This is a genomic window from Mycobacterium riyadhense, from assembly GCF_963853645.1.
GTDB classification, from domain to species: Bacteria; Actinomycetota; Actinomycetes; order Mycobacteriales; family Mycobacteriaceae; genus Mycobacterium; species Mycobacterium riyadhense.
Genome location: NZ_OY970456.1, coordinates 4,118,275 through 4,131,355, shown reverse-complemented (window position 1 = coordinate 4,131,355; position 13,081 = coordinate 4,118,275). Strand labels below are relative to the sequence as shown.

Below are 13,081 nucleotides of genomic sequence, written 5' to 3'. Positions count from 1 at the left end.
CTACGTTCGTCCGACACCGGGGATGAAGCGGCCCACCTTAGCCGTATAGGCGCGGTAAGCATCGCCGTGTGTGCGCAACAGATAAGGCTCTTCCACCAGGCGAACATGCAGCTCGATCGTGGTGACGAGCAAGATCAATCCGGCAAACGCAACAACATTCGGTGTCACCAGCGAAATCCCGAGGGAGAAGGTGAACATGGCGGTATAGATGGGATTGCTTACCAACCCGAACGGGCCGGCCTGCACCAGCGTGGTGGCTTCCGCTTCGTCAACCCCGATCCGCCACGAATCTCCCATCGCGAGCTGGGCATAGACGGTGGCCGCGATCCCGGCGACCGCGACGACTATTCCGGCGATCTGAAGCCATATCGCGCGCAGGACGCCGATGGGTTCAATGAGGTTGAACCGCTGCAGGATCGGAGCCGTCACACTCGCCAGCAGCGCGACCACAAAGCCGAACCCGACCAGCCATTCCGGCGACCCGACCGGGCCACTGATGCCGCGAAAACCGGCCGATCCGGTGCGCCGATGCTGCAGCCAACTGCGCCAACCGAATCCAAGCACACTGAAAACCACCAAGAGCGCCAGGGCAATGTCGGCCGCGGTCGTGTCGCGAAGCATCAGCAACAACAGTACATCGTGATTCTTGTTCGTAAAGCGGCTAGTTGTCCGGCACGGCGGCGTTGATCGCCTCGGCGTCGGGCGCGCAGTTCCCGGCGCCGGGCACTAGAGTCGCGATCGCACCCGCCGCGCAGGCGCGCCGCAACGCGCGCAGTCGCTGGCGCGGTGAACCGGGGTCGGGCGGCCAGTGCGCGGCCAGCACGCCCGCGAATACGTCCCCCGCGCCGGTGGTGTCCACGGGTGTCACCGCCGGGGCGCGTACCTCGAATCTGCCGTCCGGGCCGGCGTACCGGGCGCCGCGCGCACCCAGTGTCACTATGAAATGGGTTGGCTGGTAGGGCCAGTCATCGGCCTCACTCTCGTTTGCGATCACAACGTCTGCGACGGTGGCCAATTCGGCCAGGGTGTCCGGATCCTGGCCGCTCGGTGAGGCATTCACGATGACGACGGCTCCGGCCTCCCTGGCCGCCCGCGCCGCGGCCAGGGCTGCCGTTACCGGAATCTCCAACTGAGTCAATAGCACATCGCACGCCGGGATCCGGGTCACCTTTAGGTCCGCGTTGGCCCCCCGAGCCACCACGATGGTGTTCTCCGCGCCGGCATCGACCATGACGACGGCGGTTCCGCTCGCTCCGGGCACCCGGATCGCTGCGTCCAGTCCAATGCCGTTGGCCCGCAGGTGGGCTCGCAGCTGCTCGGCGCTCGGGTCGTCACCGAGGGCGCCGACGAACTGTACCTGCGCGCCCGCGCGCGCGGCGGCCACGGCCTGATTGGCGCCCTTGCCGCCGGGTGTATGCGTCAACTTTGAAGCCAGCACCGTCTCACCCGGGCGTGGTAACGCGGCGACGTCAAACACCAGGTCCATGTTCACGCTGCCCACCACGCATACTCGCGTCGCCATTCCGCCGAGGTTATGGAGTCTGGCCGACTTTCACAACGGACGCTTCCAAGGTCCGACAAAGTTTTCGCCGACATGTGGTTGGCGTGCGATGCGTCGCACCTGAAGCGCGTCAACCTTGCGCGTGCTGAATGCCGGCGAATCAACCGAATTCGACAAGTGTTGTGGGGGCCCGGAGCCGGTCGAGGTGCGGCAGCCTGTAGATCAGCGGAATGGCCCACCGCAGCAACTTGCCGCGCCCTGCTGGCGCCGGCAGCTCGCGTATCGCGCGGATGCCGGCGATGGCACGCAGTTCGTCGTACTGGTTGGCGGTGAACGAGAACGGCATCGTGGGTGCGGTGTAATGCTTGCTGAGTTTGATGCCGCGTCGCGAGTATGCGCTCAAGAACCAAGGAATGCTGTCGAAGATCAACTGGCCACCGGGAAATCGATTGGCGCAGGCCGCGATTAGGTCGAACACCACATCACGCTGCAGGTACTGGAGCAGGCCCTCGGCGGTTATCAGCACGCCGTTGGTGTCGTCGACGCGGTCCATCCACGAGTAGTCCAGAGCGGACTGGGCGCAGTAGCGCAACCGGTTCGATACCGGGAGCAGTTGCTGGCGCAGCCGCACGATCGGCTCAAGGTCCACCGAGAGCCAGGTCAGCTCGCCGTTGTCGAGGCGCCAAAAGCTGGTCTGCAGCCCCTCTGCCAGGGCGACCACGGTGGCACGCGGATAGGTGTCCAGGTACTCGCGGGAGGCGTTGTCGAATGCCAAGGCCCGCAGAGCGGTGGCTTGGTGGGTGCGGCCGAAGTGGTGGTAGTCATAGTCGAGGCTGTCGCGCAGGGCGATAGCCATCGGGTCGTCGATGACGCCGTCGGGTCGGGTGGCCTCGGTCGCTCGCTGGTGCAGTGTAAGCAGCGCCGTTTCGGATATGCCGTCGAGATGACGGGCGTCAATGACTGGCATGGATTGCACTATAGATAGCGCAGAGCTCGAGGGCCCGTTCCCCATAATCTCGCCGCTCCGGGCAAGGATCACACACGATCTCTGGCGCCGCGGGAACTTTCTGCCTCGCTTGGCCGACTACACCGCAAGCGACGCGAAAAGGAGGTGTAGCCCTGCTAGCCCCGATCTGGATGGCTATGCCTCCGGAGGTGCACTCGACCCTCTTGAGCGCCGGACAAGGTCCAGGATCAATACTTGCTGCCGCCGCGCAGTGGCAAGAACTCGGCAATCAATACAGTCGCGCAGCCGCCGAGTTGAGCCAGCTGCTCGCCGAGGTACAGGCCAGCAGCTGGCAGGGAAACAGTGCCGCACAGTATGTGGCCGCGCATACCCCCTACCTGGCCTGGCTCGAGCATGCCTCGATCGGTAGCGCCGTCACCGCCGCACGCCACGAGACGGTCGCCGCCGCCTACAGCAGCGCCCTCGCCGCCATGCCCACCCTGACCGAACTGGCCGCCAATCATGCTGTCCACGGTGTCCTGGTCGCCACCAACTTCTTCGGCATCAACACCGTTCCCATCGCGCTCAACGAAGCCGATTACGTCCGGATGTGGATTCAAGCCGCCGACGTCATGGCTACTTACCAGGCCATTACCGAGGCGGCGACGTCGGCAATACCGCCCACGCCACCAGCGCCACCTATCGTTGCGCTCGGTGGCGAAGCCCGAAGTGGCCAGCTGGACGCATTGAGTTCAATAGCTCAACTGATCAGGGACATCCTGAATTTCATTGCCGATCCATACAAGTATTTCCTCGAGTTTTTCGAACGACTCGGACTGAGCCCCGCCGCTGCGGTTGTCCTTGCCGTCATTGCGTTGTTCTTGTACGACGTTCTTTGGTACCCGTACTACGCCTCGTATTCTCTGCTGTTGCTCCCCTTCTTCACTCCTGCCCTAAGCGCACTCAGCGCCTTGGGTGCGCTCAGCTATTTGTGGAACACTGGGCCGGCGGCCGGACTGCTTCCCGGTCTCGCAGCGTCCAGCACTGGCCACCAAGTTGGCCCACACCTGGTCGTGGGGGTAGCGCCCGCTACGTCGGCGGTCTCAAGCGGAGGCTCACAAACCAGCAACTCGGCACCGGGCACACCGGGGTCGGTTCAGGCGAACGGCGCTCCATCGGTACCCGCCATCAGCTACGTCGTGCCCGGCCTGGCGCCACCGGGGGCTCGTTCGGACCCCAACGCCGACGCGAAATCGCCTGACACCCTTGCTGACACCATCGGAGCCAGCGCCGCAGCAAGAATGCACTCGGCCCCCGCTCGCTCCCGCCGCAAACGACGCAGCAACATCCGAGCCGGGGCACGAGGCTACCGTGACGAATTCCTGGAAGCGACCGCCACCATGGACGACGCCATCGATGCCCACGCCGAATCCAACTCACCCACGGCAAGCGGCCGAGGCGCCGGCCCGCTCGGTTTTGCCGGCACTGCCGTCAGACTTGGCACCCACGCCGCCGGAATGGTCCAACATTCCTCCGACAGCGCAAGCCATGGTATCCCTCTGCTCCCGGCTACTTGGGTAACCGACGACGAAATACCGGGGGCGAATAGGAGGAGCTCTTAGTCACCATTCCGACCTATCCCGAGAGCGATCCAAACGAAGTGAATGAGGAGATCAGAGCCGATGGCGCTGAATGTGAAAGGGGAGGGACTCGGTGCGCAGGTCACCGGGATCGATCCCAAAGACCTGGGCAGTATCTCTGGCGACGAGATCCGCGACGTGGTTTACGAGAATAAACTCGTTGTTCTCAAAGATGTTAATCCCTCCCCGGAGGACTTTATAAAACTCGGGAAGATAATCGGAGAAATTATTCCCTATTACGAGCCCATGTATCATCACGAGGATCATCCAGAGATCTTTGTCTCTTCCACCGAGGAAGGCCAGGGTGTTCCGAAAACCGGCGCATTCTGGCACATCGATTACATGTTCATGCCGCAACCGTTTGCCTTTTCTATGGTGGTGCCGCTGGCGGTGCCTGGACAGGACCGCGGGACCTATTTCATCGATCTGGCCAAGGTGTGGGAGTCGCTGCCCGCTGCCAAGCGGGACCCGGTCCGCGGAACATTCAGCACCCACGATCCTCGACGCCACATCAAGATCCGCCCAAGCGATGTGTACAAGCCCATCGGAGAAGTCTGGGACGAGATCAGCCGGACCACGCCCCCAATAAAGTGGCCCACGGTCATCAAGCACCCGAAGACCGGTCAAGAGATCCTTTACATCTGCGCGTCGGGCACCACCAAAATCGAGGACAAGGACGGGAATCTTGTCGATCCGGCCGTGCTGGACGAACTCATGGCCGCGACCGGGCAACTCGATCCCGAGTTCGAGTCGCCGTTCATCCACACGCAGCACTACGAGGTTGGCGACATTGTCTTGTGGGACAACCGGGTTCTGATGCACCGAGCGAAGCACGGCACAACCACGGGCACTTTGACGACCTACCGTCTGACGATGCTCGATGGCCTCAAAACACCGGGATATGCGGTATGAGCCACACCGACTCGACGCCTTCCGCACGGACCGGGATGGAATGCGCAGACACAATTCCGATCGCGGAGGATCTGCTCAGTAGAGTGCTCGAGCCCTACTCCTACAAGGGATGCCGCTATCTCATCGACGCAGAGTCCAAGGCTACCGCCGATTCGGTCCTAGCGTATGGCAATTTCAGGATTGGTGAGCCCGCCTATATTAGAAGTACGGGACACTTCAATGCGGTCGAACTGTTGCTGTGTTTTAATCAACTCGCTTACAGCGCGTTCGCACCAGCCATTATCAACAAGGATATTCCTGCACTCCGCGGCTGGTCGATCGAAGATTATTTCCAGCACCAGCTCGCCAGCATGCTGATCAGGAAAACATCATCGCGATTCAAGAAGCCGATCAATCCCCAGAAATTCTCGGCGCGATTGCTGTGTCGAGATTTGCAGGTCATCGAACGAACGTGGCGTTATCTGCTGGTTCCGTGTGCCATCGAGTTCTGGGACGAGAACGGCGGGGCCGCGTTCGGCGAGATCGAACTAGCGGCCCTTAACATCCCGTAACCCGCTCAGAGGAGAACAGCCCTAGCCATGTCTCACTTACCGCCTACCGTGCTGGAACGGATCCTTGAGCAGGCGCGGCAGCGGCCGGAGGCAACGGCCCTGCGTCGCTGCGATGGCACTAGCGCGCTTCGGTACTCCGAACTCGTTGCCGAAGCGGGCCGGCTTGCCGCCAGTCTCGGTGCTCAGTCGGTGTCGCGTGGATCCCGGGTACTTGTTATTTCGGACAACGGGCCTGAGACATACCTGTGCGTGCTGGCCTGCGCAAAGCTCGGGGCGATCGCGGTCATGGTGGACGGCAACCTTCCGCCGGCGACCATCGAACGCTTCTGTCAGATCACTGACCCTCGCGCGATTCTCGTCGCGCCGGGCAGCAGCATCGGATCTTCCTCGCTGCCCGAAGCACTCCGTTCGATACCGGCGATTACGGTCGATATCGCCGCTGGCGCAAGGGATTCCGCTCAACTCTCAAGTGCGGATTGTCTTGCCGGAAACCCAGATCGGGGCGCCAATGACGCGCTGGCGATGATTTTCACGAGCGGTACCACAGGCGAGCCGAAGGCGGTACTGCTGGCCAATCGCACCTTTTTTGCCGTCCCGGATATTTTACGGAAAGAGGGTTTGAACTGGATCACCTGGGTCGTCGGCGAAACCACTTACTCGCCTTTGCCGGCGACGCATATCGGCGGACTATGGTGGATACTTACCTGTCTGATGCACGGGGCGTTGTGTGTCACCGGGGGCGAGAACACATCTTCCCTGATGCAGATTCTCCACGAGAACGCGGTCGCGACGACGTGCCTGGTTCCAACCCTTCTTTCGAAACTCGTTTCCGAACTCAAGTCCGCAAACGCAACGGTTCCGGCGTCGCTACGACTCGTCGGCTACGGTGGTTCGCGGGCCATCGCGGCCGATGTGGAATTCATCGAAGCTGCCGGCATCCGCACCGCGCAGGTCTACGGCTTGAGCGAAACGGGCTGCACCGCCTTGTGTCTGCCGACCGATGACGGCTCAATCGCCAAAATCGAGGCGGGCGCGGTAGGACGTCCGTACCCTGGCGTGGAGGTCTATCTAGCCGCTGAAGACCGCAGTGGACCCACCCACCCAGGCGCTGGCCGTTCGGCCTCGTTCGGGACGCTGTGGATTAAGTCGCCGGCAAATATGTTGGGGTACTGGAACAATCCAGAACGCACCCAACAGGTCTTGGTCGACGGATGGGTGAACACCGGCGACCTTCTGGAGCGCCACGAGGACGGGTTCTTCTACATCAAGGGAAGATCCTCGGAGATGATCATCTCCGGTGGCGTCAACATTGTGCCCGACGAGGTCGATCGCATCGCCGCAGGCGTTCCGGGCGTCCACGAGGCCGCGTGCTACGAAATACCTGATGCGGAGTTCGGGGCGCTGGTCGGTTTGGCGGTAGTCCCGTCGGCAGAGCTGGACGAGCCGGCGGCGATCCAGCTCAAGCAACGCATTGCGGCTAGTTATCGGCGTGAGTCAGAGTCGATGGCTCGGCCATCGACGATCGTGATCGTCGCTGATATCCCACGAACGCAGTCCGGCAAGGTCATGCGCACATCACTGGCAGCGGCGATGAATGCAGTGAAAGCCGAAGTGGCCGTTCGTGACTGAGACGGTAAGGGATAGGGTCCTCGCTGCCGTCTGCGAGGTGTTGTACATCGCAGAGTCGGATCTCTTTGACGGCGACGCAACGGATCTCCGGGATCTCGGGCTGGACTCTGTTCGCTTCGTTCTGCTGATGAAGCGGCTCGGCGTGAACCGAGAATCCGAGCTGCCATCCCGATTGGCGGAGAACCTGTCGATTGCGGACTGGGTTCGGGAGCTGGAGGACCTAGGTGACCGTGCCTGAAGAAGGTCGCGTGCATCGAGTTCCCTTAAGTAGGTCGCAACAGAACATCTACAACGGGGTGCTACAGGATAGCGATCCCGCCTTGTATCTGATCGGCAAGAGCTATCGGTTCCACCCGCTGGAGCTGTCCGGATTCCTGGGTGCCTTGCACGTAACGATACTCAAGAACCCGGTGCAACTCTGCGTTCTCGAGGCGCCCCCGACGGGGATTGACTATCCAGAGCTCGTGCTGCGGCTGCAGTTCGGCGACATCGTGCGGGTGCGGTCAGGCGACGAGGACCACACAGACCGCGGTGCTGACGAGGTCCAGCGCATGTGGTCTCCTGACATCATTGCCAAGCCACTCGTGCGCTATACCGTGCGGACCGACGGGAGTGACTATGTGTCGGGCCTCGACGTCCACACTCACCACATCCTGCTTGACGGCGGCGCGACAGGAATCATCGAGACCGATCTGGCACGATACCTCGCAGCCGGAAACCAGGACGAGATCCCTTGTGCTGCCCAGGGTCTAATGCAACTAGCCGAGGCACACCGTCGCGAGTCGACCAGGGTGGAGGAATCGTTACCGCGCCTCGCCGAGGTCGTGCAGCGTGAGCTCGCCGACGAGGCACGCCAGAGCGGCAATGGTCAAGGCGCAAACGACGGTCCTGGGACCGCGGCCACGGGCGTCCTTCACGAATCGGTGCGCATCTGCGGCACCGCCTTTGATGCGATCAGCACCCTCTCGGAGGCGAAGCAGGTCCCACTCAACGTGCTGGTTGCCGCGGCGGCAGTAGCGGTCGACGCGAGCCTTCGGCAGAGCACCGAGAGCCTGTTAGTGCACGCAGTGGACAACCGGTTCGGAGATGCCGATCTGAATGTCGCGACTTGCCTCGTCAACTCGGTCGCGCACGCGGTCCGGTTTTCGCCGTTTGCGTCGGTAGCGGAGGTCGTTCGGATGGTTGACCGGGGCTATGTCAAGGCAGTAAGACGCCGGTGGCTTCGCGAAGAGCAGTACCGCCGGATGTATTTGGCGATCAATCGGACATCGCACGTTGACGCGTTGACGCTCAATTTCATCCGGGAGCCGTGCGCACCCGGCCTGCGACCGTTCTTGTCGGAGGAACCGGTTGCGACGGATATCGGTCCGGTTGAGGGCAGGACCGTGGCGTGTGTTCTCGACGAAGACCGGCGCACCCTGAACCTGGCCATCTGGAACAGGGCAGATCTGCCGGAGAGAAAGACGCACCCGAGGGTCGCAGAACGGATCGCTACGGCATTGGAATCAATGACGGCGATGTGGCATAACCCGATCGCTATGACCGTCAACGAATGGTTCGGGATCGGTCCCGACGGTGCTCTCCGCCAAGGTGATTGGGCAACCCAGACAGAGCAGCCGCCGGCGCCTGCGTGGTTCCTTAATCCCGCACGGGATGTCGACCAATTTCTTGAAATCCGTTGCTACGTCTACCCGTGGGTGGCCTGGTTGGTGCGCAACGGCGCCATGCCCGGTGACGTCCTGGTGTTCACAGACGACAACACCGACAGGACCATCGACCTCCTGATCGCGTGCCACCTTGCCGGCTGCGGATACAGCGTCTGCGACACCGCCGACGAACTTCACTTACGAGCCGATGCGATCGCCGTTCACGGCGACGGCATTACAACGCACATCATCAACGTGGCTGCTACCGGGCTGGCGGTGGTTCTGGATGGCGAGCTACGCCAGCTCGTGGACGGGCGCATCGAACAGGTGATACAAGACCCCCTGCTCGCCACCAAGACGGCGTACATCATGCCGACCTCGGGGACGACCGGTCCACCCAAGCTGGTGGGAATCTCACACGGGTCGCTCGCGCTCTTTTGCGACGCAGTGCGACGTGCGTATGGATGGGGGCGACACGACACCATCCTTCAATGCGCGCCTTTGACGTCGGACATCAGCGTCGAAGAGATCTTTGGCGGCGCAGGCTGCGGATCAAACCTGGTCCGATCCACCGCGATGAAAACGGGCGACCTGCAGGCGCTGGCACACGATTTCGTCGCTAAGAGGCCGACAGTCATCGATCTGCCAACCGCGGTGTGGCATCTGTTGTGTGACGACGGCGACGCGATTAACGCAATCCGCCGGTCTCGCCTCCGCCAGATCGTCATCGGTGGTGAAGCCATCCGCCCCAGCGCCGTCGACAAGTGGATCGAATCCGGTGCTTCACAAGGTGTCTCGCTTGTCTCGACGTATGGTCCGACGGAGGCCACAGTCGCCGTCACCTATTTGCCGATCGTCTGCGATGGGACCACTGTTGCGGGCCGCGCTCGACTCAGGCTAGGCCGGCCACTAGTGCCCAACACGGTGTTCATCGCCTTTGGTGAAGTCGTCATCGTAGGGGATCTGGTCTCCGCCGGCTATCTCGGAATCGACAGCACCAGCTTCGGTGCCGTGACGACCACCGATGGTTCGCGACGGCGCGCGTTCGCCACCGCCGACCGTGTGACCGTTGATGACAATCTTGATAGCGGCCATCCGGTCTTCTCCGGACGCAAAGACGCCATCGTCAAGATCTCCGGCAAGCGAGTCGACACCGCGGAAGCAGCTAGGCGAATCTTCGAGGATCACGCGGTATCCGATGTCGCCGTCGAGCCACACAAGGTTGGTCTCGGGGTGTGGTTCGAAACTCAGCGCACGCGCGAAGGCGCCGAAGACAGTGCGGCAGCGGCTCGTATCCGGCGCATTCTCGTGAGCTTAGGAGTGCCTTCGTTTTTCGTGGTCGGCGTGCCGAGTATCCCGAGAAAGCCCAACGGAAAGATTGACAGCGACAACCTACCGACGCCGTCTCAGTTTGTGGACGCTGTGCGAAACGACGCCGAATCGGGCGAGCAAGCGGCCGGTCTCGCGCAAGTTTGGAGTCGACACCTCGGGAGGGCGATCCGGCCGGACTCGTCGCTGCTCGACGAGGGCATCGGCTCGTTGGAGCTCATCAGAATCCTCCCCGAAACTCGCAGGTACTTGCATCGGCACCTGTCGCTTCTGGATCTGATCAGCGCTGATACCGCCGCCAACCTGGTTGGTAGCGCCTCGACAGCCGATGCATGGTTGGACGTTGATACAGCTGGCGCGATAGAACGCGATCTCGCGTTGTTGGGGCAGCGGCGTCCCCTTTCGGAGTTGAGCGTCAACCGGCCCCCGACCGGCCGCCGACCACAGGCAATCGTCGTGCTGGGCGCGTCGGGAATTCTTGGCACCGGATTTGCCCAGGCGGTCCTCGACCTGAAACGGTCCGCAGGGACGTGCCCCGAGGTGGTCTTGGTCGCGAGATCACAACTCCCCGAACGCGATCCATGGACGGCTCTGCGGAGCGTTGATGGGATACGGATCGAACGGGTATCTCCCGAGTTTGGTCCAGAAGAACTCGACGCCCTGATCCGCGACACTGGCGCTCGAACCCTCATAAACTGCATCGGCAATACCAACGTGCTCGTGCCGTACCGCGAACTTCGGTTGGCAAACGTAGAGCTCGTTTCCACGATCACCGAGGCCTGCGCGAATCGTGGTACGCGGTTGGTGCAGTTGTCGACGTTCGTCGTCAATGGGGATGTCACCGCGCCCCGAGTCACCGACCCCCGGGATGCGCCGTATCCCTACGCGGCCTCCAAGTCACTCGCGGAGCTGGTCGTGGCCGGATCACCGCAGACGCTCGATTTCACCATCGTGCGCCTGCCCCGGATCCTTGGCGCGGACTATCAAGTGCGCGATTCCGCCGACATTCTGGTCTCGATCGTTGACGCCTGTATCGCGTTGCGGGCCTATCCTTCCGTGACGTTGACCGAAGAGGTCACCACTGGCCGAGCCGCGGCGAAGGCAATCTTGGGCTTGTTGCCGGAGTTGGCAGGCTCGGCTGAGCTGGGACGCGGAATCACCGTGGTACGCGGTGCGGCCGTTGCGTATGCAGAGTTTCTCGGCGGGTACGCGCTCGACGAACTCGATGCCGAGGAGTGGAAGTATCGATTGGATGAAAGCGATTGGGCGACAAGAAATCCGCGAAGGTGGTCGGTGGTGGATGCCTGGGTCGGCCTGGGCAAGAGACTGGGTACCCGCTCTTACGCGGAATACCTGGCGGATTGCCCCACCCTAGCCCTCGGCGTCCAATCCGTCGTCGAACTGGACGCGGCACCAGAATCGGTTCGGGCCGTGCTAGCACACGGATGTTTACAGTGACTGAAACATGGTGCCGTGTAACCCGAATTGGCTCAAATTGGTGCACAAGACGATGGCGTATGCGGCCAGGTCGCCGAGGTCCGGAGGACGATCTCGCGCTCGTGGCTGCGCTGTGGCCAATCTCGACATTTGAACAATGGTGAGCACCAACATGTTTCGTGCAGGCGACCGTTGACCACACTGGGGAGCATGGACTCGCGGCACTTCCGGATTACTCATCGTGAGCCAAGTCAGGAATTGCTCAGCAGTGCACACCAAGCGGTGCAACAAGTTTCGGTCGGCCGCTACGTCGCCTACCCTGTTGCGGCCGACTAGCATACGGCAGCAATACAACTCCGGGTGGCGATGTATTCCGGGGCCTGACTTCTGAATCGCCACATTTGTCACAACTGTCCCCTGTCCCGGGATGTCGCGTTGTGCCCGCCTCAGAGCGACAAATCCGTTGCAGCCGAGTGGCCGACCCAGGTTGTCGCTAATGGCGTTCACTGTGGGACGTTACTGTTGATAATCGCAACTGACGAGCGCTCTGCGGGCTGTCTGCGGACTGGGGACGTCCGGGAAGTCTGGCGCGTGTTGAATCAACGGCGCTACGCTGCCGGGCGCCGGCTTGGTCCCACACCCGATCCCCTGGGAGGGGGGCTGTTATGCGTGCGGCCACGTATTGCTACGGCTCATGCTCAGCCACAGACGCCAACCAGCCCCACGACGATCACCATTTCGCGGGGACTCTTACGTGAGGCACCGAGGGCATTTCGCGGGCAGTCTTCGTGAGTCAAGCCGTCGACTTGACCCCGGCCCTGGAGCGTCTACCAGCGCCTCATCGCCGGATACAGTCAAACCGACCGCCGCCGCGGCAAGATCATGATGACCTCGATCATCGACATTACGATGCCGACCCGGCATCTTCGTCCTCGTTGGCCGCCCGCAATAGATCGCTGCGGGCCCGTGCCACCCGGGACCGGATTGTGCCGATGGGACATCCACAGACCTCTGCTGCTTCGGCGTAGGAGAGGCCCAAGACCTGAGTGAGGACCATGGCTTCACGGCGTTCCGATTCCAGTCCGTCAAGCAGCATACGGATTTCCACCATGTTCTCGATCCGACTGGAGCGATGGCCGTGCCGGAGCGCGTTGTCGAGGTCTGCCACGTAGGCGGTGCGGGGCCTGCTTCTGTTGTGGCGGATCTGGTCGACGACCACGCGCCGGGCGATCGACAGCAGCCACGTCCGAGCGGTAGATCGGCCGCTGAAGCGCGGCAAAGAACGGATCGCCCGCAGAAACGTTTCCTGAGTCAGATCGTCGGCGCTGGTCGGATCAGCGAGATAGGCGACCGTGCGCCACACATCGCGCTGGGTGGCCTCGATGAATTGCGACAGCGCGGCGCGGTCACCGTGTCCGGCGGCTTTTGCCAGGTGAGTAATTTGGTCATCGTCGCCGCTGCTTGTCACGGATAGTGAGGGTAGGCGATAA

At 62.2% G+C, this 13,081-nt stretch carries 10 protein-coding genes; 6 read left to right on the top strand and 4 right to left on the bottom strand.

Features of this window, described 5'->3' with window-relative positions; all coding sequences use genetic code 11:
• The 3 genes from AADZ78_RS18200 to AADZ78_RS18190 form a co-directional block, all read right to left on the bottom strand.
• On the bottom strand, positions 1–621 hold the full coding sequence (locus AADZ78_RS18200) for a methyltransferase family protein (RefSeq protein ID WP_085250755.1): 621 nt from the start codon (positions 619–621) through the stop codon (positions 1–3).
• A gap of 40 nt (positions 622–661) precedes the next feature.
• Entirely contained in the window at positions 662–1,522 is an 861-nt protein-coding gene (locus AADZ78_RS18195; RefSeq protein WP_085250754.1) for a PfkB family carbohydrate kinase, read from the bottom strand.
• Positions 1,523–1,661: 139 nt separating this feature from the next.
• On the bottom strand, positions 1,662–2,468 hold the full coding sequence (locus tag AADZ78_RS18190; protein WP_085250753.1) for a class I SAM-dependent methyltransferase: 807 nt from the start codon (positions 2,466–2,468) through the stop codon (positions 1,662–1,664).
• Between the two features lie 170 nt (positions 2,469–2,638).
• Between AADZ78_RS18190 and AADZ78_RS18185 the strand changes: the two genes are divergently transcribed.
• From AADZ78_RS18185 to AADZ78_RS18160, 6 genes are read left to right on the top strand one after another with little or no spacing between them, the layout of a single operon-like run.
• Entirely contained in the window at positions 2,639–4,069 is a 1,431-nt protein-coding gene (locus AADZ78_RS18185; protein WP_085250752.1) for a PPE domain-containing protein, read from the top strand.
• 60 nt (positions 4,070–4,129) lie between these two features.
• A complete protein-coding gene (gene scoE / locus AADZ78_RS18180) occupies positions 4,130–4,999 on the top strand; it encodes a (3R)-3-[(carboxymethyl)amino]fatty acid oxygenase/decarboxylase (RefSeq protein ID WP_085250751.1) in 870 nt (289 codons plus the stop codon).
• Positions 4,996–5,550, top strand: coding sequence for an FcoT family thioesterase (locus AADZ78_RS18175; RefSeq protein ID WP_085250750.1), 555 nt, complete (start codon positions 4,996–4,998; stop codon positions 5,548–5,550). Before scoE ends, AADZ78_RS18175 begins: the two co-directional genes overlap by 4 nt.
• Positions 5,551–5,577: 27 nt before the next feature.
• Positions 5,578–7,179 carry a fatty acid--CoA ligase FadD10 gene (gene fadD10 / locus AADZ78_RS18170; protein ID WP_085250749.1) on the top strand — a complete coding sequence of 534 codons (1,602 nt, stop codon included), beginning with the start codon at positions 5,578–5,580 and terminating at the stop codon, positions 7,177–7,179.
• Positions 7,172–7,417: an acyl carrier protein gene (locus AADZ78_RS18165; RefSeq protein ID WP_085250748.1), complete on the top strand. Its 246-nt coding sequence runs from the start codon at positions 7,172–7,174 to the stop codon at positions 7,415–7,417. The genes fadD10 and AADZ78_RS18165 overlap by 8 nt, the downstream gene beginning before the upstream one ends.
• 10 nt (positions 7,418–7,427) lie before the next feature.
• Positions 7,428–11,612 (top strand): AMP-binding protein, encoded by a 4,185-nt coding sequence (locus AADZ78_RS18160; protein WP_169726304.1) that lies wholly within the window; start codon positions 7,428–7,430, stop codon positions 11,610–11,612.
• Positions 11,613–12,495: 883 nt separating this feature from the next.
• Here AADZ78_RS18160 and sigC read toward each other — a convergent pair.
• Positions 12,496–13,059: an RNA polymerase sigma factor SigC gene (gene sigC / locus AADZ78_RS18155; protein ID WP_085250745.1), complete on the bottom strand. Its 564-nt coding sequence runs from the start codon at positions 13,057–13,059 to the stop codon at positions 12,496–12,498.
• Between the last annotated feature and the right edge of the window lie 22 nt (positions 13,060–13,081).